Origin of the sequence: Bradyrhizobium sp. CIR18 (assembly GCF_014198295.1) — a bacterium.
Taxonomy (GTDB): Bacteria; Pseudomonadota; Alphaproteobacteria; order Rhizobiales; family Xanthobacteraceae; genus Bradyrhizobium.
In genome coordinates this window covers 876,682-896,904 of the sequence record NZ_JACIHF010000002.1, presented here as the reverse complement: position 1 = coordinate 896,904, position 20,223 = coordinate 876,682, and the positions used below count along the sequence as shown (strand labels likewise).

Sequence of the window (20,223 nt, the reverse complement as noted above, 5' to 3'; positions counted from 1 at the left end):
TCTGAAGCTCAATTGCTGCCGGGCTGGCCGAACGACAGCCGTTCCGCGAGGACGGCCGCCTGCGTGCGCGAGCCGACGCCCAGCTTGCGCAAGATCGTCGAGACGTGGCCCTTCACCGTCTGCTCGGCGATATCGAGCTCGCCCGCGATCTGCTTGTTGAGCTTGCCTTCCACGATCATCGCGAGAATTCGCAGCTGCTGCGCCGAGAGGGTGGCCATGCGCGCGGCGAGCTCGATGTCGGCGCTCTGGATCGAGCCGCGGCCGCCGACATTGGGCGGCATCCAGATCTCGCCGGCGAGGATCCTTGTGATCGCATCAGCCATCTCGGGCAGGCTGAGCGATTTCGGGATGTAACCGGATGCGCCATAGGCGATGGCGCGACGGATGGTGGCGGCGTCCTGCCGGGCCGAGATGATCGCGACCGGCACCGTCGGGAACTGCGCCGACAGGATGAATAGCGCGGCAAAGCCCTGGATGCCCGGCATCGTCAGATCCCAGAGGATCAGGTCGATCTCGTCGGACTGGGCCGCGAGCGCATTCAGCGCCTCGTCCAGCGACTGGCAGGCGACGATGTCGAGATCGGGCAGCACGGTCGACAACGCGCTACGGAGCGCGGCCTGCACCAGCGGGTGGTCGTCGCCGATCAGGATGCGCATCGTCAGGAAGTCTCCGGTTTCGTGCCGAACTGCCGGCTCAGGGCTTCGCCGCCGAGAAAGCGCCGCAGGGCCGCCGGCTTGACCGGCTTCGACAGGACCTCGCAGCCGCGCGCCCTCGCCGCCTGGCGCACCGCCTCGCTGCGATCGCCGGTGACGACCAGCGCACCGACCTCGCGTCCCGACTTCTGCCTGAGATTGTCGAGAAAGTCCAAGCCGTTGCAGCCGCCGTCGAGGTGGTAATCGAGCAGCACGACGTCCGGCAGGACGGCGGCTGCCGCTTGCATCGCCGCGGCGGCGTCGGCTGCGACCAGCACGCGATGGCCCCAGCCGCCGAGCAGCGCAGAGAGCCCATCGAGGATGGTCGCGTCATTGTCCAGGCACAGGATGGTCAGCGCGCGCTCCGCCGGTGCCGGCACGGCCACCGCAGGGGTGCGCCGAAGCGGCCGGCCTGGTCCGCGCGCGAGCGGCACCGTGACGGCAAAGCACGAACCTTGTCCGGGGCGCGAACGCAGGTCGACGGCATGGTCCAGCAGCCGGGACACGCGCTCGACGATGGCGAGCCCGAGGCCCAATCCCTTCTCCGCCCCCGGCGCGAGGCGCTGGAACTCCTCGAAGATGCGCTTCTGGTCTGCCGCCGCGATTCCGACGCCGGTGTCCCAGACCTCGATGCGCAGCGCCTCTCCGCGCCGCCGGCAGCCGAGCAGGATGCGTCCCTTGGGCGTGTAGCGAAGCGCATTCGACAGCAGGTTCTGCAGGATCCGGCGCAGCAGATGCGGATCGCTGCGCACCGCAAGGCCGCAATCGACGACGCGGAAGGCGATCCCGCGCTCGCGCGCCATCGCCGAGAATTCGACGTTCAACTGCACGAAGAGATCGGCGATCGGAAAGTCGGATATCTCGGCGCGCACGGCGCCGGCATCATAGGAGGAGATGTCGAGCAGCCGGTCGAGCACGTGCTCGGTCGATCGTAGCGCCGTAACCGCGCTGCTCACGAGGGTCCGCTCCTTGTCGGCGTCGCCATCGCGCGACGGAGCGCTCAGGCTCTCGTCGAGCGCGGACAGAAACAGACGGGCCGCATTCAGCGGCTGCAGCAAATCGTGGCTGGCCGCGGCCAAAAAGCGCGTCTTGCCGAGATTGGCCTGCTCGGCTTCGGCCTTCGCCTGCTCGAGCGCCTCGGTGCGCTCGCGGACGCGCAGCTCGAGCCCCTCATTGGCGCGTCGCAAGGCCTCGGCGGCACGGTGACGCTCGGTGACGTCGGTATAGGTCGAGACGTAGCCACCCTCGGCGACGCGGTCGTAGACGATCTCCAGCACCGTGCCGTCCGGCCGCTTGCGCTCGTAGAGATAAGGCCAGCGCTGCGTGGCGACGTCACGGTTGACCAGAAGCGCGGCGAATTCGGATGCGGCATATTCGCCGCGCTCGACATTGAAGGCGATGAGATCCGCCAGCGGAAGCCCCACGCGCACGAAGTCCGGCGGCAGATCGAGCAGCGCGATGAACCGACCGTTCCAGGCTGTGATGTTGAAATCGGCGTCGAAGGCGCAAATGCCCTGCGGTACGCTTTCGAGCGTAGACTGCAACAGGCTGCGGTTGAAGCGCAGCGCTTCCGAGGCCTCGTCGAGCATCGCCATCGCCTCCCGCCGCGACAGCGAGTGGCCTTCCAGCGACGCCGCGATCACGACGCGCGCCGATGCCGCGCCGATCGCGCCGGCCAGCAAATTCTCGGTAAACCGAATCGAGTCGAGATCGACCAGTCCCGACGGATCGAGACGCGGCCCCGTCCCTGCGATGCGGGCCGCCAGATAAGCGTCGAAGGCCGCCGCGCCGCGCTCGGCGCCGACGAAACGCAGCGCCAGCGCGCGGAGATCATCGAGCCGCACCACCACGCGCGACGACAGCTTGGGGATGGATTCGCGGACGACGCCGTCGGCGAACGCGGCCGCCTGATTACGCTCGACTGTCGATTGCCGGCCAAGCGCCGAGACCATCAGGAAGCAGACGAGATTGGCGCCAAGGCTCCACAGCGTGGCGTGCGAGATCGGATCGATCCCTTCGAGGCCCAGCAGCGCATTCGGCTTGAGCCAGGCGAGTTGCCAGGGACCTTGGCGAACGATTTCCTCGATCCCCGGCCAGAGCGGCGCGGCCGAGGGCAGCAGCAGCGTGTAGGCCCAGACGAAGAAGCCGACCGCGATCCCGAGCGAGGCGCCGGCCTTGTTGGCCCGCGGCCAGAACAGCCCGCCGACGAACGCCGGACCGAATTGTGCGACCGCGACGAACGACAACAGGCCGATCACGGTGAGCGGATAGGACTGGTTGACGAGGCGGTGCATCAGATAGGCGAGCAGCAGGATGCTGAGGATCGAGAGCCGGCGCACCGTCACCAGCACCGACGTCATCGGCCGGCTCTGTGCGTGCAGGCCGAAGACGCGCGAGCGCAGCAGCAGCGGCATGATGACGTCGTTGCAGAGCATGGTGCTGAGCGCAACGGATGTCATGATAACCATGCCGGTGGCGGCCGACAGCCCGCCCAGAAACGCGATCAGGCTGATGGTGCCCGCATCGGCTGCGATCGGCAGCGAGATGACGTAGGTGTCGGGGTCCATCATCCCGCCGAAGCGGGTGAGCCCGGCCGCAGCGATCGGGAGGATCAAGAGGCTGAACAGCGCAAGATAAGCCGGATAGAGCCAAGCCGCGGTGCGCGTATGGCTTGGGCTCTCATTCTCGACGACGGCGACATGGAAGGCCTGCGGCAGGCAGAGGAAAGCAATTGCCGAGATGATGATGGTTGCAGGCCACACCGGCTGCGCCGGGTCGAAGCTCAGGATGCCGCCCAATTGCGGATCCGATTGAAACTGCGACAGCAGAGCGGCCGGCCCGCCGGAGGGTCCGAACAGCACGAACAGCGCGACGATCAGGAATGCGAGCAGCTTGACGACGCTCTCGAAGGCGATCGCGAGCATCAGGCCGCGATGATGCTCGCTGGCATGGACGTGCCGGACACCGAACACGATCGCGAACAGCGCCATCGATGCAGCGACGCCGAACGCCGAGTCTTGCCAGAACCGCAGCGCCTCGCCGCCGGCCCGCTCGGGCTGGAGGATCAGATAATCAAAACTCTTGCCGACGGCCTTGAGCTGGAGCGCGATATAGGGAAGCACGCCGAGCAGCGATGCGAGCGTCACGAAGGCCGCAAGCACCTGGCTCTTGCCGTAGCGCGCGGCGATGAAGTCCGCGATCGAGGTGACGTTCTGTGCCTTGGCGATCGCAATCACCTTGGACAGGAGCCGCTGGCCGAACAGCAGCACCAGGGTCGGGCCGATATAGATCGTGGCGAAGTCGAGCCCGCTGGTGGCGGCCCGTCCGACCGAGCCGTAGAAGCTCCACGAGGTGTTGTAGACCGCAAGCGTCAGGCAATAGCTGATCGCGGCCGCCCAGGAGCTTGGCGACACCAGCGGCCCGCCGGCGCTTCGCCGGTCGCCCCACCAGGCCACCAGGAACAGCGTGGTCACATAGCCGGCAGCGACCGCAAGAACGAACCACGCCTGCAAGACATCCTCACCCGAAACAGTCTGATGCGCTCGCGACGAGCGGCCGGGCGCGGGCGGATACTAGAGCGTTTTCAATCGCATGGAAGGCCGTTTCAGTCCGCAGACAAGCGGCGGCCGAAGGGATTTCCCCGGCCGCCGCCCGCAATCGCTCAGGCCGCCTCGCGGGACAGCCGTTGCTGCGGCATGCGCTTGAGCGCCAGGTTGACCACGACGGCCACCACGATGTTGAGCGCGAGCGCCAACAGACCGGTGTAGATCGCGACCTTCCCGGCGCCGAAGTCGATGCTGTGCAGCGGCTTCAATCCGTCCGACCAGGCGAGCCACGATCCGCCTGCCAGGCCGACGGCCCAGCCAGCCAGCAGCGCCGGGCTCGAGAACCAGTTCAGATAGAGACCGAACACGAGCGCCGGCAGCGTCTGCAGGATCCAGAGGCCCCCGAGCAGTTGCAGGTCGAGCGCGAACTGCGTCGGCATCAGGAGGATGGCGAGCAGCGCGCCGACCTTCACCAGCATTGAGGTGATCTTGGCGACCTTCGCCTCACCTGCCGGCGTCACCTTCGGATCGACCCACACCTTCCAGAAGTTGCGGGTGAACAGATTGGCGGCGCCGATGCTCATGACGGCGGCCGGCACCAGCGCTCCGATCGCAATCGCGGCGAAGGCAAAGCCTGCGAACCAGCTCGGGAACAGCGTCTTGAACAGCTCGGGCACGACGTCGTTGTTGCTGGCGAGCTTGAGGCCCGCCGCATGGCCCATGTAACCGAGCAGCGCAAGCAGGCCGAGCAGCAGCGTGTAGGCCGGCAGCATCATCGCATTCTTGCGGATGGTGTTGCCGCCCGAGGACGCGAAGATGCCGGTCAGCGTGTGCGGATACATGAAGGCGGCGAGCGCCGAGCCCAGCGCCAGCGAGGCATAGGGCACGATCTGCGCCGGGGACAGCAGGATGCCGCCTGCGCCTTTCGCTGCGAATGCCGCATCCGCCGCGATGAAGATCGCTCCGTAGCCGCCAAGCTTCGAGGGCACGATCGCAATCGCGGCGATCACCACGATGTAGATCATGATGTCCTTGACGAAGGCGATCAGCGCCGGCGCGCGCAGGCCCGACGAATATGTGTAGAGCGCCAGCACCAGGAAGGCGAGAACGAGTGGCACCTCGCCGTGCAGGCCGAGCGCCTTGATCGCCACCTCCATGCCGATCAGCTGGAGCGCGATGTAAGGCATCGTCGCCAGCACGCCGGTGGCCGCGACCGCAAGCTCGAGCCCGCGCGATCCGTAGGCGCCGCGCACCACGTCGCCCGCGGTGACGTAGCCCCGCTCCTTGGCGACCTTCCACAGGACCGGCATCACCGCGAACACGAACGGATAGACGATGATGGTGTAGGGCAGCGCGAAGAAGCCGTAGGCGCCGACCGCGTAGACCAGCGCAGGAACGGCGATCACTGTGTAGGCGGTGTAGAAGTCGCCGCCGACCAGGAACCAGGTGATCCAGGTCCCGAACTTGCGGCCGCCAAGGCCCCACTCGTCGAGATGGGCGAGCGTCTCCGGCTTGCGCCAGCGCGAGGCGACGAAGCCCATGCCGGTGACGAGAATGAACAGTGCGAGGAATACGGCGAACGCCGCGCTATCGACATTAGTCAGCACGGCGCACGCTCCTGTAGACGATGTAGGTGAGCAGCGAGGTCAGCGGCACCCAGGCGAGCTGATACCAGTAGAAGAACGGGAAGCCGAACAGATGCGGCTCCCCGATATTGTAGAACGGCACGATCATCAGGCCGATGAACGGCAACAACAGCAGCAGACGTACCACGCGCTCTCTCCTCCCCTGTGAGTGAAGTCGACGCGCCTTGTCGTGGGCACGCCTTGAGCGCGATATAGCGGACAATACCGGCCTACCCCTCCCCCTACCTTGGCTCGGCTGGACCCCCATACTTTCGTATCGCGCGGGGTGAAGAACGCCGCGATGGTCTCCGCAAGCCGTCATTGCGAGGAACGAAGCGCACGCTGCAGCGCGTCCGGGACACGAGACCTACGATGACGAAGTGCGCGAACTTGCGCTCGCCTAGCGCCTGCCGCTCGCGGTGGGGGCCGGCCTCGGCGGCTCGGGCGGCGGAGCGGGCTGCGATGAGTTGCTGGCGCCGAACAGCACGCGGGTCGGGTTGCGGTCGAAATTGTTCACGGCGCGGCTGATGTCACCGAGGGTACGACGGCCGTCGCTCATCAACGCGCCGGAGCGCTTGTCGAAATCGTCGGCGAGCTCGCGGATCGACTTCACCGCCTGGAACAGCTCGCCGCCGTCCTTGCCGCCGGCGAGCGTGTTGAGTCCGAGCATGAGGTTGTCGGCCTTGAGCATGACGCCGTCGACCTTGGCCATCACGCCGTCGATCTTCTCGGAATTGCGCGCGAGCGAGTTGGTGAAGGTCTCCAGGTTCTTCAGCGAGTTCTTCACCGATTCCTGATTGTCGGCGACGATCTTGTTGATGTTCTGCAGCGTGCCGCGGATCGCCTCGGTGACGTCCTGGAGCTTGTTGGGATCTGCCGTCAGCGTCGGAATGCCGTCCTGATCGAGCGGCGGCGGGGCGGCGGCCTCGTCCCCGCCCTTGAGCGAGATGGCGGCGACGCCCGTGAGGCCCTGGAATTCGAGGCCGACCAGGGTGTCCTTGCGGATCGGGGCGTTGTTCTCGATCATGGCGAGTGCGACAACCCGCCGCGGGTTGTCGAGCTTCACCGAGACCACCTCGCCCACCCGGATACCGTTGAAATTGACACTGCCGCCGTTGCGCAGGCCCGCCGCCGGGCCCTCGAACACAACGCGCAGGGGACTGCGCTGCTTGGTGGTGTGCAACGACTGGAACCAGAGCACGAAGCCGATCGCCGCGGCGATCACCGCCAGCGTGAACGACCCGATCAAGACGTAGTTTGCCCGCGTTTCCATCAGGTGCTCCGGCTACTCATCACAGCTATTCAACCCAGCCACTCAACCCATGACCGCGCGGGCGCGCTTGCCATGGAAATATTGCCTCAGCCAGGGATGCTGCGAGGCCTGCATGTCGGCGATCGACCCTGCCGCTATGATCTTACCGTTCCCTAAAACGGCGATGCGGTCACACGCTGTGTAAAGGCTGTCGAGGTCGTGGGTTACCATGAAAACGGTCAGCCCCAAAGTGCGCTGGAGCGTCCTGACCAGCTCGTCGAAATCGCCGGCGCCGATCGGATCGAGGCCCGAGGTCGGCTCGTCGAGGAAGACGAGATCCGGATCGAGCGACAGCGCGCGCGCCAGCGCCACGCGCTTGATCATGCCGCCGGAGAGCTCGGACGGGAAGCGCTCGGCAACCTCGGGCTTGAGGCCGACCATGGTGAGCTTGGCCATCGTGATCTCGTCCATCAGCCGCTGCGAGACCCGAAGATATTCGCGCATCGGAAACTGGATGTTCTGCCGCACGGTCAGCGAGGAGAACAGCGCGCCCTGCTGAAACAACACGCCCCAGCGCCGCTCCACGTTGCGGCGCTGCGAGGTGCTCGAGGAGTCCAGATCGACGCCGAACACCTCGATGGAGCCCGCAACCTTCGGCACGAGACCGATGATGGTGCGCGTCAGCACCGACTTGCCGGCACCGGAAGGACCGACGAAACCCAAGATCTCGCCGCGCTTGACGTCGAGGTTGAGGCCGTCGAGCACGCGTGTTGAGCCGAACTGCACGGTGATGTCGCGCACGCGGATGATCGGATTTTGGATCTCGCCAGCCATCGTCACATCCCGATCGAGGCGAAGAAGATGGCGAACACGCCGTCCATGACGATGACGAAGAAGATGCCCTTCACCACCGAGGCCGTGGTGTGCTGGCCCAGCGATTCCGCGCTGCCCTGCACGGCAAGGCCCTCGACGCAGGCGACGATGCCGATCACGGCGGCCATGACCGGCGCCTTGACGATGCCGACGATGAAATGGTCGATCGAGATGGCGTCGCGCAAGCGCAGCAGGAAGGCTTCGGGCTCGACCCCGCCATAGAGCCAGGCAACGAGACCGCCGCCATAGAGCGCCGCCATCGCGCCGAGAAAAGCCAGGATCGGCAGCGCCAGCACCAGCGCCATCATGCGCGGCAGCACCAGCACCTCGATCGGATCGAAGCCCATGGTGCGCAGCGCGTCGATCTCCTCGCGCATCTTCATCGAGCCGAGCTCGGCGGTGTAGGCGCTGCCCGAGCGGCCCGCGACCATGATCGCGACCAGGAGCACGCCGATCTCGCGCAGCACCAGCACGCCCAGCATGTCGACCACGAAGATGTCGGCGCCGAACCTTCGGAAATGGAAGATGCCTTGTTGGGCGATGATGCAGCCGATCAGGAAGGTGATCAGCACGATGATCGGCACCGCGCGCCAGCAGACCTGCTCCATGTGATGCACGGTCGAGGTCAGGCGGAACGAGCGCGGATGGATCAGGACGCGAAGCCATGCCGCGAGCACGGCGCCGAGCATGTCGACGAGGCCTGCGACCGTGCCGCCGATGCCGGCCACGGTCCGGCCGATCTGCTCCAGCATGCCTGTGATGGTCACCGTGCCGCCGTCGACCACGGCCGTCGCCCTGACCCGCCGCACCTCGTCCACGAGGCTGGAATAATTGGCGGAGAGACCCGCGATCTGCGCCTCGACGGTCCCTTTCGTCAGGCTGCGGCGCAGCCGCTCGATCAGCCAGGCGCCGAACGTGTCGAGCTTGGCGACCTCGGAGACGTCGATGAAGATGCTTTGCGGGCCGCCGGCGAGCTTCTCGGCGTCGGCCACTATGCGCTCCAGGACCGGCGCGAAGCTCGCAGTCCATGTCCCGGTGGCGCAGAGGGCCAGCGCGTTGCCCTTGGCAATCCGCTCCAGCTTCGGATCGCTGCTCAAGATGTCCGCTCCCGTGCCGGGGCGGAGAAAATCAGATAGTTGCGCACGCGCCCTTACCCAGAGAAGGTATCCCCAAGTGGTTAATGTTAGTTGCTAGAGGTAACTAGCAGGTTCAGATTTCGCCAGAGTTCAAAATGACTTCCATGAAATTTGCTTCCCTGGCGGCGCGAATCGAGCGCTTCCCGATCGCGGGCAGCTTTACCATCAGCCGGGGGGCCAAGACCGAGGCCGTGACGGTCGTGGCGGAGGTCGGCCGGGACGGGCTGACCGGCCGCGGCGAGTGCGTGCCCTATCCCCGCTATGGCGAGACGCCCGAGGCGACGCTGGCGGCGATCCAGGCCATGCAGCAGGCCTTGGCGGACGGGCTGACGCGGCAAGCCCTCCAGACCGCCATGGCGCCCGGTGCGGCCCGCAATGCCCTGGACTGCGCCCTGATCGACCTGGAGGCCAAGGCGGCGGGCCAGCGGGCCTGGAACCTGATGGGTCGCCCGGTGCCGGGCGAGCGCACTACGGCGTACACGATCTCGTTAGGGACCCCCGTGGCCATGGCGGCCGCCACCGCCAAGGCGGCGCACCGGCCGCTGCTCAAGATCAAGCTCGGCGGCGACGGCGATCCGGAGCGGATCGCGGCGGTGCGCAAGGCCGCTCCCGAATCCGAGCTGATCGTCGATGCCAACGAGGCCTGGACCGAGGCCAATCTGGCGCACAATCTCGCCGCCTGCGATGCCGCCGGCGTCATCCTGGTTGAGCAGCCACTGCCCGCGGGCAAAGACGAGGCGCTGGCGCGGATCAAGCGCCCGCTCGCGGTCTGCGCCGACGAGAGCGTGCATGACCGCTCCTCGCTTGCCCCGTTGCGCGACCGCTACGACGCCGTGAACATCAAGCTTGACAAGACCGGCGGCCTCACCGAGGCCCTTGCGATGGCGGACGCCGCGCAGGCGCTCGGCTTCGAAATCATGATCGGCTGCATGGTCGCAACCTCGCTGTCGATGGCCCCCGCGATGCTGGTGACGCCGCAGGCGCGCTTCGTCGATCTCGATGGCCCCTTGCTGCTGGCGCGCGACCGCGATCACGGCCTGCGTTACGACGACAGCCTGGTCTATCCGCCGGACGCCTCGCTCTGGGGCTGAGGCTTGAGCCGGTGCCGCGCCGACCAGATCAGAAGCGCGCCGGCCGCCGCCATCGCGGCCATCACGTAATACAGACCATCGCCGATACGGGCGTAGATCGCGCCTGAGGCGATCGAGGTCGCAGCGCCCAGAAGCCCGTTGCACGCGGCGTAATAGCCCTGCCCTCGCGCGATCTGATGCGAGGGCACGCGCTGCACCAGCAGATTCATCGTGCCGACGATGGTCATGCCGAAGCTGAGACCGTGGCCGAGCTGGACGATCGCCAGCAGCGCGAGCGCCGGCTCGCTCGCCGTGACGATCCAGCGCAGCACGGCGCTGAGCCCTCCGATCGCGATCATGGTGGACGGATGCAGCGAGAAGCGCGGCGACAGCGCGAACACCACGATCTCCGCGATCACGCCCAGCGTCCACAGACCCGCGATCGTCAGCCCACTGATCCCATGGAGCTGCCAGTTGATGGCCGAGAAGGTGTAGTAGGCGACGTGGCTGCCCTGAATCAGCGCAGCCGAGACGATGACGGCCCAGAAGCCGGCATCGCGCAGCAGCGCCTTGCCGGCATGTCTCTCGGTCGTCTTGCGCCTGACATCGTCGAGCGGCTGAAGCAGCAGGCCGGCTGCGACCGCAACGACGGCCCATGCGACGATGACCCAGATCAGGTCGCGCGCGGCGATGTGGTCGACGAGATAGCCGCAGGCGAGCGAGCCGGCGGCGAAGGCCGCCGAGCCCCACAGCCGCAAGGGTCCGTAGTCGAGCCCGTAACGGGCGACGCCGCGTAGCGCATAGGCATCGGTCAGCGGCATCGTCGGCGTCCACATCATGCAGGTCAGCGCGTAGATCAGGAACAGCGCCAGCGGCTGCTGCTGCAAGCCGACCGCGGTGAAGCCAATCGCGGTCGCCAGCACCGACACCATCATGCCGGCGCGAATGGCATGTCGCTTCTCGGCGAAGGCGGTCACTTGCGGCAGCGTGGTGAAGCGTGTGATCGCCGGCAGCGCGTTGATGAGCCCGATCCAGGCCGCGTCGACGCCGATCGCCTTCAGCCATACCGGGAAGAACGGCAGATGCGTGCCCGAGACAGCGAAGACGGCCGAATAGAACAGGGCGAGGCTGACGGCGAATCGCCGTTTCGCGGATGCTGGCGTGGGGATTTGTGATTCGGGTGCCATCAAACCAATTGCGATTCGGACGATATCGTGGTGATCGTTACTGTAACGCGCGGTGATTTGCGCGACGAGATCGCAATGGCCAACGAAGCATTCGCCCTTTCGCCCATGTCTGCCCGCGCGGCCGAGCCGAACGAGCAGGATTACGACGCGATCCGCGAAGCCTTCATGGAGACGGCGCGCGGCCGCTGGTTCCTCGGCGAATACGCCAAGCGCAACCGCAATGCCGACACGCGCATGGTGCTCGACGCGGTCGCGAAAATCGAAGAAACCCTTGCGGCGCAGCGACAACTCGTCGTCGAAGACCGCCTGCCCGAAGCGCTGGTCGAGATTCGCCGCGCGATCCGCGAGGCCGAGACGATCGCCATCGCCGCCGTCGACCCCGCCGCGATCGAGACGAGCCTCGCCGCGATCCCGCGCGGCGTGCGCATCATCAAGGAGATCTCCTGGCGCTGGCGCGAGATCGGCGCCGACGGACGAATCTGCGACCTCATTGATTCGCAGCTCGCCTCGATCGAGGCCGCCTGCGGACAGATTTCGACCATCGACCCCCGCGTCGAGCTCAAAGCCGCATTCGATCTCTTGAGGGATCGGGTCGACCAGACCGACGGCGGCGCATCGCCGCAGGCGGCGCCGTCCACGTCGGCTCCGATGCAGCAGGCGCCATCATCCGCCGCCGACGCTCCGCCCGCCGCGGCCGCGCCCGCGGCGATGGCGAGCGAAGCATCCGTGGCTTTTACGGAGTCACAGCGGGACGTCGCCGCGGCTGCCGAGCCCGAAGCGACCGTCGCCGTCGAAGCGTTCGCCGAGGCGCAACAGGCAATGGACGCGGCCGTCGCGCCGGAGATTGCGGCCGAGAGCCAGATCGCCGTCGAGAGCACAGCGCTCGACCAAGTCGCGCCAGAAGACGTCGCGCCCGAAGCCGTCCCGTTGGAAGAGCCGGCCACGGACACCGCCGCCTTCGCGGAAGCCGCTGACGCGTTCGCGCTCGACGCGGCCGCGCAAGCCGAGGACGACGCCGTGCTCGAGGCCATCGCGCTGGAGATGGCCGCGCCCGATCCGGAGTTCGACGAGATCATCGCGCCGGTCGAGATGGAAGCGGCCGTTCCGGAGCCGATGGTGGCGGAGGCTGCAGCGCCCATTGCTGCGGAGCTTCCGGAACCGATCGCGCCTCAGCCTGTCGTCGCTCCCATGGTGGAAGAGCCCGCCGCCGACGCGCCGATCGCAATGGACTCGCTCGCGCGCCTCACCGAAGCCATCGCGGAGGCCGCCGCCGAAGTGATGGAGCAGCAGGCCCCGGCGATGGCAGCCACCGCATCGCTCGCCGCAGCACCGGCCGCAACGCTTCCGATGCCCACGCCGCTCCCCGAGCCCTCGCTCGGCGCCACCATCCTCGCCAGTGGCATCCTGCAAAAACCCCGCGCGCCCGCCAACGACCCGCTCGCGCCAATCCGCCGCATGACCCAGGCCGAGAAGATCGCGTTCTTCTCGTAAAGGGGGAGCGCTCTCTCCGCGTCATTGCGAGCAACGAAGCGACAGCGAGACTGCCAACTCCGTCATCCTGAGGCGCGAGACGCACGATGCTCAGCATCGTGCGGGGAGCCTCGAAGGATGCGCGGCCCCGATGCAGCCGGGCGTCGCCCTTCGAGGCTCGCCGAAGAGGCGAGCACCTCAGGGTGACGGTGATGGACGGGTGCTCGCGGCTCAATCTCGTGGCCGGGCTGCCAAGTGCTGTTGCCCCGTCTGGCCGTAGGTGTATGTACGAGCTTGAACCTAGTCCTCTCAACAGATGTCCGTGGCCGAAGACACCCTCACCCTCTGGCGCCCCGTCGGCCCGAAAGAACTGGAACTGATCCGGCAATCCGGCATGCGCGCGTTTCCGCCGCGCCTGCCGGACCAGCCGATCTTCTATCCGGTGCTGACGGAAGACTACGCCATCAAGATCGCGCGCGACTGGAATGTCCCGGCGAGCGGCTCCGGCTTCGTGACGCGCTTTGCGGTCAAGCGCGACTTCATCGCGAAGTATGACGTGCAGGAAGCTGGCGGACGGTCGCATCTGGAATACTGGATTCCGGCCGAAAACCTCGATGCCTTCAATGCAGCGATCGTCGGACCGATCGAGGTCGTCCGCAGCTTTCCCTAGCCGTCGCGCGCCCGATCATCCGCAATTCCACACCGCGCCGATCGGCGTGCGCGTCCAGCACGGACCGAAACTGCCGCCGTTGTAGCGGCCGCCGTTGAAGCCGGGGCGGCCGAAATAGTGCCACTCGCCGTCCCAGCGATAATATTGCGGAACCGGATCGATGTACCAGTGGCGGCGGTCGTTGCGCGCGAGCCGACGCATCGCGTCCTTCTGCTTGTAGAGCGGAATGCTGTTGCTCAGCGGCTGACGATAGCCCGGCAGGAAGCCGTAGCCCTTCCAGACGGGCTTGGGACGCTTTTGAAGGGGCTCAGCGGACGCCACAGTCGGCAGCAGCGAGAGGATGATGGCAACAGACAGACACATAAAGCGGGACATGGTGAAACCATAGACAGTCAGTTCCCGCCGCGCCATTCAAATTCGAGTGCGGGACGTTTCGCCGCTTCTGCCGAGCGGCCACTCTCGATAAGCTCAGCTCGCAACGCGTAGCGTGAACGCGGCGCGGACCGCTTGCATGTGCCGGAGTGACCGAATGCCTGAGAGCCCGCGCGTCGGCGCCTTTGCGATCGTTCCCAGCAACGATCTTCCCGCCGCAATTCCATTCTGGGAACGGCTCGGCTTTGCGCGCATCGGCGGCGATGCCGGCTATGTCATCATGAGCGGCTGGGGATGCGAGGTGCATCTCACGCAAGCCGGCGATGGCCCGTGGCGCGTGCCGGAGCACAATCCCTTTGGCATTTTCATTCGCACGCCCGAGGTCGAGGCCATTGCCGCGCGCGTGGACGATCTCATCATCCGGCCCGGCGGCGTGCTGCGCCACCGCGAATGGGGCATGTATGAAGTCGGCATCAACGGCCCCGATGGCCTTCTCGTCCGGATTGGCTGGCCCTCGGCGCTGATGCGCCAATCCGGCTAGCTGATCACGCCCTTCCTGATCAGGAAGCAGCCGTACCCCCTGCTGTCGCCGACCTGCACGACACCAAACCCCGCCGCGGCCGCGCGATAAAAATCCGCCCGCGAGAGGTTGCCGGGAATAACGGCGCGTCCGACCGCGCGCTCGATCTCAGCCAGCACGGCGCCCTGCACGTCGGGCACGCGGTCGGGATCGTCGACCGGCGCCATCACCCGCACCGGGTCGGGATCGAAATCGTCGAGCGGGTAGAGCGTCATGATGGCGCGAACGGCCGTCTCCATCGTCATGCCCGGCAGCTGGATCAGGCGCTGCGACGATGTCGAGCGGGCGATGTGCGTGGCCGGGTGGTTGGCGTCGACGACCACGAGATCGTCGCCGTGGCCCATGGAGGCCAGCAGCCAGAGCAGGTCGGGCGTCAGGATCGGATCGATCGATTTCAGCATGTGACCGCAGTTCCCCTTATCGATCGTTCACCATAGCAGGTTCCGAGCGTGATTCAGATCACGCAAGGCCACCATGGTGAGGGGGATCACGGACCTCAAGCTCGAACGCGGCGAGGCTCCCTCGCAACCAATCTCGCATCGAGATCAGTGCCAAAGGAGCACGCCATGTTCCGCCTAAAGCCTTTCCTGATGACAGCAAGCCTCGTGGGGAGCCTGTTCGGCTTCGCTTGCGGCCCTGTTTCCGCGCAAGTTGCCCCGTTCGAGCCGGCCCCCACCGCGCTCCAGGGCCCGGAGCAGCGGGTGGCGCTGGTGATCGGCAATTCGAACTACAAGAACGCGCCGCAGCTCGCCAATCCCGACAATGACGCCGAGTCGATGGCGAAGTTCCTGAACTCGGCCGGCTTCGAGGTGGTTGCCGCGACCGACCTGACCCAGAACGACATGCTCCGCGTGGTGCAGGACTTCTCCGCCAAGGTGTCCGCGCGCGGTCCGAACACCGTGGCGATGGTCTATTACGCCGGTCACGGCGTGCAGCTCGCCGGCGAGAACTATCTCGTTCCCGTCGACGCCAAGGTGTCGAACCAGACCGAGCTCGTCAACAATTCGGTGCGCCTGGTCGACGTGATGTCGACGCTGGAGACGATCCCGAGCCGCATGCGCATCGTCATCCTCGATGCCTGCCGCAACAACCCGTTCCCTGATGTCAATGACGCCGGCCGCGGCCTTGCCATCGTCGATGCGCCGAACGGCTCGATCGTCGGTTACTCGACCGCACCGGGCGCTGAAGCGCTCGACGGCACCGGCGGTCACAGCCCCTACACGCAGGCGTTCCTGAACGTCGCACGTGAACCCAACGTGCCGATCGAGCAGCTGTTCAAGCGCGTTCGCCTGCAAGTGAACCAGTCCACCAGCGGTGCGCAGATCCCGTGGGAGAGCTCCTCGCTGACCTCGGACTTCACCTTCTTCGGCGACACCGCGGTTGCCGCGAACCGCGCGCCGGTCAGGGCACCGGTGGTGCAGATGGCCTCCAACCTGCCGAGCCGCTCGACTCGTCAGGCCTATGACTATGTCGTGTCGGAGGGCCGGCCGGAATATTATCAGGAGTTCATCCGGATGTACCCGCACGACCCGCTGTGCGACCACGTCCGCTGGCTGCTCAACAACATCCTGCTCTCGCAGGCCTGGCACAAGGCGGTGCTCGTGAATTCGCCGGTTGCCTACAAGACCTTCTATGACAGCTACGGCACCAGCCCCTATGCGCAAATGGCCCTGAAGCTGCAGATGCAGCCGAAGCAGATCCCCTTGATGCAGGCGACCAAGTTCCTGGCTCCGCAGAACATTGCTCCGACCTTCAAGATCGGCAATCTCGGCCAGCCGAAGTACATGCCGCTGCAGCAGGGTAATGGCGGCCAGATCAACGGTAATCTGCCGGTCGTGCAGAAGCCGGTCGACGGCAATGTCATCGGCAAGCTCGGCAATGGTGGCCAGATCGGCAACCTGCCCTCGGGCAACAACCAGCCGAACGGCACGCCGTCACAGACCCCGGGCAAGATCGTCACCCTGCCTGCACCGACCAACACGACCACCAGCAATGGCGGCATCGGCAAGATCGTCACCCTGCCCGCGACCAACAACAAGCCGGACGCTGGCAACGCCAATGGCAAGCCGGGCAAGATCGTGAGCATGCCGGTGAATGTCGGCAAGGGCGGCTCGACTGTCGACGTGAAGCCCGTTCAGACGCAGAACCACCCGATCCGCGTCAACAACGGCAACACCGGCATCGTGAAGCTCAACAACAATCCGGTGAACAAGGTGCAGGTGCAGAACAACGTCCAGAACAACCGCCCGCAGCTCAACACGATGCCGAGCCGCATGGTCAACAGCAACAACAACTTCCGGCAGTCGATGAACCAGGCGCCGAGCATGAATGGCGGCGGCAACCGTCGCGGCGGCTTCATGCACTGATTGGGCGAAGAAGAAGGTGCGCTCCCTCCCCCGCTTGCGGGGGAGGGTTGGGGAGAGGGTCTCTCCGCAACGGGACAATCCCCAAGAGGAAAGAGCCCCACCCGGCGCTTCGCGCCGACCTCCCCCGCAAGCGGGAGAGGTTTCACCGAGCAAGCGGTTAGTTCGATCCACAAGATCGACAAACACAAAGAAGGGGCAGAGCGGCAACGCTCTGCCCCTTCTTCATAAACCCTTAGACGTGGTCATTCCGGGATGCGCCGAAAGGCGCAGGCCCGGAATGACGGCTAGGCCACCAGCTCGGCGAACAGATCCGCGTCGACATTGCCGCCGGAGAGCACGATGACGACGTTCTTGCCGGCGACGTCGAGCCGGCCCGCCAGCAGCGCGGCGAGGCCGACAGCGCCGCCGGGCTCCACCACGAGCTTCAGCTCGCGATAGGCGAAGGCGACGGCGGCGCCGACTTCCTTGTCCGACGCGGTGACGCCGCGCGCGAGCAGCTTGCTGTTGATCGCGAAGGTCATCTCGCCGGGGATCAGGGCCATCAGCGCATCGCAGATGGTGCGGCCCGCGGGTGGATGCGGCTCGCGATGTCCTGCGCTCAGCGAGATGCCGTGATCGTCGAACGCCTCGGGCTCGGCCACCACGATCTCGGCGCGCGGATAGCGTGCCTTCACGGCGGTCGCTACGCCCGCGATCAGGCCGCCGCCGGAGGCCGGTGCGACCACGATGTCGGGGCTAAGGCCGAGGCCCGCCAAGTCTTCCGCGATCTCGCGGCCGGCGGTGCCCTGCCCCGCGATCACGAAGGGATCGTCATAGGGCCTCACCAGCGTCGCGCCGCGCTTTTCGGCGATGCCGCGCGAGATCGCCTCGCGGTCGTCCTTGTCGCGATCATAGAGCACGACCTCGGCGCCATAGGATTTGGTGCGCTCGCGCTTCGACAGCGGCGCATCCGCAGGCATCACGATGGTCGCCTGCATGTCGAGGATTTTTGCCGCGGCCGCCACGCCCTGGGCGTGGTTGCCAGAGGAGAACGCCACGACGCCGCCGGCGCGCTTGTCCTGCGGGATCGAGAACACCTTGTTGAAGGCGCCGCGGAACTTGAACGAGCCGGTGCGCTGGAGCATCTCCGGTTTCAAGAACACCTTCGCGCCGACGCGCTCGTTGAGCACGGGAAAGGACAACAGCGGAGTGCGGATGGCGTAGGGCGCGATCACGCGCGCTGCGGCGTCGATATCGGCGGGGCCGATCGGGAGGAGCTGTTCGGTCATGGCCGAATGTTATCGCGGCCGATGAGGCCCGGGCAAGACACCTCCGCGCGAGGATTTTCCCCATAGCGTTTTCGAGCGAAGTGGAAACCGGTTCGCGTGAAGAAAACGCGTCAAAACAAGAATCTAGAGCTATTTCGATCCATCGGATCGAGATAGCTCTAGGCCACGAAGCGCGGCTGTTCCGCGCCGTTCCGGCCAGGCAGCACCGCGCCTACCGCCTCAATGCTGGCCACAAAGGCCCTCGCCGAGGCTTCCCAGGTGTAATTGGCCGCGAACGCGACGCAGTCCTGCCGGGAGATATCCAATGCCGCGAAGCAGGCGCTGCGCAAGTCGTGATCGAGCGCGCCGACCGGGGCATCACCGATGACGTCGCGGGGGCCCTTCACCGGGAAAGCGGCCACCGGCAGGCCGCTTGCGAGCGCTTCGAGCAGCACCAGGCCGAACGTGTCGGTCTTGCTCGGAAACACGAAGACGTCGGCGGCCGCATAGATATCCGCCAGTTCCTCGCCGTGCTTCTCGCCGAGGAAGATCGCATCGGGATAGGCCTCTTCGAGCGAGGCGCGCGCGGGGCCGTCGCCGACGATGACCTTGGTGCCGGGCAGATCGAGGTCGAGGAAGCCCTCGAGATTCTTCTCCACGGCGACGCGGCCGACCGACAGGAACACCGGCGCCGGCAGGCAGAGATCGATGGCGCGGGGGTGGAACAGCTGGGTGTCGACGCCGCGCGGCCACAGCACGACATTGTCGAAGCCGCGCTCGGTCAGCTCGCGGGCGAGCGCAGGCGTTGCAGCCATCACGGCGCGGCTGGCGCTGTGGAAGCGGCGCAGCGCCCGCCAGATCAGCGAGCCCGGCACCGGCACGCGGGCGCGGACATATTCGGGAAAGCGGGTGTGGAAGCTGGTCGTGAACGGCAGCCTGCGCTGGCGGCAGTAGCGGCGGACCATCAGGCCGATCGGCCCTTCGGTCGCGATGTGGATGCTGTCGGGGCGCGCCTCCGCGATCAGCTTCGCAATGCGCGCCGGACGCGGCATCGCCAGACGCACGTCGCGATAGCTCGGCATCGCAAAGGTGCGGAACGATTGCGGCGTCAGGAATGTGAATTCGACGCCGAGGCTTTTGCCGGCGTCGGCGAGCTTGGTCAGCGTCCGAACCACACCGTTGACTTGCGGGTGCCAGGCGTCGGTCGCGACCAGGATGCGCATCAGGCGGCCTCTGTTATGCAGCTCTGGCTGCAACCTGCGGGACTTGTGCCGGCTTCTGCAAATGATCCGCCCAGGTGATGATCTCGAAATGGCCGTCGTCGTGCTCGACCAGGGCCGTGCAGCTCTCGACCCAGTCGCCGCAATTCATGTAGCGGATGCCGCCCTCGTCGCGGATCACGGCGTAGTGGATGTGGCCGCAGATCACGCCGTCGGCGTCGTGGCGCCGCGCCTCGGCGGCGAGCGCCTGCTCGAACGCGCCGATATAGTTGACGGCGTTCTTGACCTTCTGCTTGGCCCATTGCGACAGCGACCAATAGGGCACGCCAAACAGGCGGCGGAAGAAGTTGACGAAGCGATTCATCTGGATCGCGAAGTCGTAGGCCTTGTCGCCGAGATGGGCGAGCCAGCGCGCGTTCTGCACCACGAGGTCGAAGATGTCGCCGTGGATGACGAGATAACGCTTGCCGTCCACGCCGGTGTGGACGGTGTTCTCGACGACGTCGATGCCGCCGAAATGCGTGCCGTAATAGTTGCGCAGGAACTCGTCGTGATTGCCGGGGATGTAGACGACCTTGGCGCCCTTGCGCGCCTTGCGCAGCAGCTTCTGCACGAGGTCATTGTGGGATTGCGGCCAGTTCCAGCTCGATTTCAGCGCCCAGCCGTCGACGATGTCGCCGACCAGATAGATCGTGTCGGCATCATGGTAGCGCAGGAAGTCGAGCAGAAGATCGGCTTGAGAACCGCGGGCTCCGAGATGAACGTCGGAGATGAACAACGTGCGAAAGCGCCGCTCCGGGCTCTCGTCACTCACATCGTAACTTCCCATGCGCCAGCCTGTAACAATGTCCCGTGACAGGGGGATGACCGATTGAACTTTTGAGGCACCTTCAGATACGAATCACGCCTTGCCTCGCC

General features: G+C 66.2%; 18 protein-coding genes. 5 read left to right on the top strand and 13 right to left on the bottom strand.

Annotated features, from left to right (window positions below):
- Positions 1-8: 8 nt before the first annotated feature.
- The 7 genes from GGD65_RS12730 to GGD65_RS12700 form a co-directional block, all read right to left on the bottom strand.
- Positions 9-662, bottom strand: a complete 654-nt coding sequence (locus GGD65_RS12730; protein WP_183235516.1) for a response regulator transcription factor — start codon at positions 660-662, stop codon at positions 9-11.
- Positions 659-4,204 carry a NahK/ErcS family hybrid sensor histidine kinase/response regulator gene (locus GGD65_RS12725; protein WP_183235463.1) on the bottom strand — a complete coding sequence of 1,182 codons (3,546 nt, stop codon included), beginning with the start codon at positions 4,202-4,204 and terminating at the stop codon, positions 659-661. The genes GGD65_RS12730 and GGD65_RS12725 overlap by 4 nt, the downstream gene beginning before the upstream one ends.
- A gap of 149 nt (positions 4,205-4,353) precedes the next feature.
- Positions 4,354-5,844 carry a monocarboxylate uptake permease MctP gene (gene mctP / locus GGD65_RS12720; protein WP_183235462.1) on the bottom strand — a complete coding sequence of 497 codons (1,491 nt, stop codon included), beginning with the start codon at positions 5,842-5,844 and terminating at the stop codon, positions 4,354-4,356.
- Complete coding sequence (locus tag GGD65_RS12715; protein WP_183235461.1) at positions 5,834-6,010, bottom strand: DUF3311 domain-containing protein; 177 nt, start codon at positions 6,008-6,010, stop codon at positions 5,834-5,836. The genes mctP and GGD65_RS12715 overlap by 11 nt, the downstream gene beginning before the upstream one ends.
- Before the next feature lie 252 nt (positions 6,011-6,262).
- The gene (locus GGD65_RS12710; protein ID WP_018317354.1) at positions 6,263-7,135 is read right to left on the bottom strand and encodes an MlaD family protein; all 873 of its coding nucleotides are present in this window, start codon (positions 7,133-7,135) and stop codon (positions 6,263-6,265) included.
- A 42-nt stretch (positions 7,136-7,177) separates the two neighbouring features.
- On the bottom strand, positions 7,178-7,948 hold the full coding sequence (locus tag GGD65_RS12705) for an ABC transporter ATP-binding protein (protein WP_018317355.1): 771 nt from the start codon (positions 7,946-7,948) through the stop codon (positions 7,178-7,180).
- Positions 7,949-7,950: 2 nt separating this feature from the next.
- Entirely contained in the window at positions 7,951-9,084 is a 1,134-nt protein-coding gene (locus GGD65_RS12700; protein ID WP_183235460.1) for an ABC transporter permease, read from the bottom strand.
- A 134-nt stretch (positions 9,085-9,218) separates the two neighbouring features.
- Between GGD65_RS12700 and dgcA the strand changes: the two genes are divergently transcribed.
- Positions 9,219-10,214: an N-acetyl-D-Glu racemase DgcA gene (gene dgcA, locus GGD65_RS12695; RefSeq protein WP_183235459.1), complete on the top strand. Its 996-nt coding sequence runs from the start codon at positions 9,219-9,221 to the stop codon at positions 10,212-10,214.
- Here the strand turns inward: dgcA and GGD65_RS12690 are convergent.
- Positions 10,184-11,380, bottom strand: coding sequence for a major facilitator superfamily domain-containing protein 6 (locus tag GGD65_RS12690; protein WP_183235458.1), 1,197 nt, complete (start codon positions 11,378-11,380; stop codon positions 10,184-10,186). The genes dgcA and GGD65_RS12690 overlap by 31 nt on opposite strands.
- Before the next feature lie 75 nt (positions 11,381-11,455).
- Between GGD65_RS12690 and GGD65_RS12685 the strand changes: the two genes are divergently transcribed.
- Both GGD65_RS12685 and GGD65_RS12680 read left to right on the top strand, forming a co-directional pair.
- Positions 11,456-12,871: a hypothetical protein gene (locus GGD65_RS12685; protein ID WP_183235457.1), complete on the top strand. Its 1,416-nt coding sequence runs from the start codon at positions 11,456-11,458 to the stop codon at positions 12,869-12,871.
- A 295-nt stretch (positions 12,872-13,166) separates the two neighbouring features.
- A complete protein-coding gene (locus GGD65_RS12680) occupies positions 13,167-13,520 on the top strand; it encodes an ADP-ribosylation/crystallin J1 (RefSeq protein ID WP_183235456.1) in 354 nt (117 codons plus the stop codon).
- A gap of 15 nt (positions 13,521-13,535) precedes the next feature.
- On the opposite strand, the gene GGD65_RS12675 is transcribed toward GGD65_RS12680, so the two are convergent.
- The gene (locus GGD65_RS12675; RefSeq protein WP_179737876.1) at positions 13,536-13,895 is read right to left on the bottom strand and encodes a hypothetical protein; all 360 of its coding nucleotides are present in this window, start codon (positions 13,893-13,895) and stop codon (positions 13,536-13,538) included.
- A 154-nt stretch (positions 13,896-14,049) separates the two neighbouring features.
- On the opposite strand from GGD65_RS12675, the gene GGD65_RS12670 reads away from it, so the two are divergent.
- Positions 14,050-14,433 carry a glyoxalase gene (locus tag GGD65_RS12670; RefSeq protein ID WP_018317361.1) on the top strand — a complete coding sequence of 128 codons (384 nt, stop codon included), beginning with the start codon at positions 14,050-14,052 and terminating at the stop codon, positions 14,431-14,433.
- Here GGD65_RS12670 and GGD65_RS12665 read toward each other — a convergent pair.
- A complete protein-coding gene (locus tag GGD65_RS12665) occupies positions 14,430-14,873 on the bottom strand; it encodes an RbsD/FucU family protein (RefSeq protein ID WP_183235455.1) in 444 nt (147 codons plus the stop codon). The two genes, GGD65_RS12670 and GGD65_RS12665, sit on opposite strands and share 4 nt — an antisense overlap.
- Positions 14,874-15,038: 165 nt before the next feature.
- Between GGD65_RS12665 and GGD65_RS12660 the strand changes: the two genes are divergently transcribed.
- Complete coding sequence (locus GGD65_RS12660) at positions 15,039-16,838, top strand: caspase family protein (protein ID WP_183235454.1); 1,800 nt, start codon at positions 15,039-15,041, stop codon at positions 16,836-16,838.
- A 284-nt stretch (positions 16,839-17,122) separates the two neighbouring features.
- Here GGD65_RS12660 and GGD65_RS12655 read toward each other — a convergent pair whose 3' ends face one another.
- The 3 genes from GGD65_RS12655 to GGD65_RS12645 form a co-directional block, all read right to left on the bottom strand.
- On the bottom strand, positions 17,123-18,106 hold the full coding sequence (locus tag GGD65_RS12655) for a threonine/serine dehydratase (RefSeq protein WP_018317364.1): 984 nt from the start codon (positions 18,104-18,106) through the stop codon (positions 17,123-17,125).
- Positions 18,107-18,264: 158 nt separating this feature from the next.
- Positions 18,265-19,308 (bottom strand): glycosyltransferase family 1 protein, encoded by a 1,044-nt coding sequence (locus GGD65_RS12650; protein WP_018317365.1) that lies wholly within the window; start codon positions 19,306-19,308, stop codon positions 18,265-18,267.
- 13 nt (positions 19,309-19,321) lie between these two features.
- The gene (locus tag GGD65_RS12645) at positions 19,322-20,134 is read right to left on the bottom strand and encodes a UDP-2,3-diacylglucosamine diphosphatase (RefSeq protein ID WP_018317366.1); all 813 of its coding nucleotides are present in this window, start codon (positions 20,132-20,134) and stop codon (positions 19,322-19,324) included.
- Positions 20,135-20,223 lie beyond the last annotated feature (89 nt).

Excerpts from the sequence above, each read along its gene's own strand:
- GGD65_RS12710 (WP_018317354.1), bottom strand. The coding sequence starts at position 7,135 with ATGGAAACGCGGGCAAACTACGTCTTGATCGGGTCGTTCACGCTGGCG.
- GGD65_RS12705 (WP_018317355.1), bottom strand. The coding sequence starts at position 7,948 with ATGGCTGGCGAGATCCAAAATCCGATCATCCGCGTGCGCGACATCACC.
- dgcA (WP_183235459.1), top strand. The coding sequence starts at position 9,219 with ATGACTTCCATGAAATTTGCTTCCCTGGCGGCGCGAATCGAGCGCTTC.
- GGD65_RS12690 (WP_183235458.1), bottom strand. The coding sequence starts at position 11,380 with ATGGCACCCGAATCACAAATCCCCACGCCAGCATCCGCGAAACGGCGA.
- GGD65_RS12685 (WP_183235457.1), top strand. The coding sequence starts at position 11,456 with ATGGCCAACGAAGCATTCGCCCTTTCGCCCATGTCTGCCCGCGCGGCC.
- GGD65_RS12680 (WP_183235456.1), top strand. The coding sequence starts at position 13,167 with ATGTCCGTGGCCGAAGACACCCTCACCCTCTGGCGCCCCGTCGGCCCG.
- GGD65_RS12675 (WP_179737876.1), bottom strand. The coding sequence starts at position 13,895 with ATGTCCCGCTTTATGTGTCTGTCTGTTGCCATCATCCTCTCGCTGCTG.
- GGD65_RS12670 (WP_018317361.1), top strand. The coding sequence starts at position 14,050 with ATGCCTGAGAGCCCGCGCGTCGGCGCCTTTGCGATCGTTCCCAGCAAC.
- GGD65_RS12665 (WP_183235455.1), bottom strand. The coding sequence starts at position 14,873 with ATGCTGAAATCGATCGATCCGATCCTGACGCCCGACCTGCTCTGGCTG.
- GGD65_RS12660 (WP_183235454.1), top strand. The coding sequence starts at position 15,039 with ATGTTCCGCCTAAAGCCTTTCCTGATGACAGCAAGCCTCGTGGGGAGC.
- GGD65_RS12655 (WP_018317364.1), bottom strand. The coding sequence starts at position 18,106 with ATGACCGAACAGCTCCTCCCGATCGGCCCCGCCGATATCGACGCCGCA.
- GGD65_RS12650 (WP_018317365.1), bottom strand. The coding sequence starts at position 19,308 with ATGCGCATCCTGGTCGCGACCGACGCCTGGCACCCGCAAGTCAACGGT.
- GGD65_RS12645 (WP_018317366.1), bottom strand. The coding sequence starts at position 20,134 with ATGGGAAGTTACGATGTGAGTGACGAGAGCCCGGAGCGGCGCTTTCGC.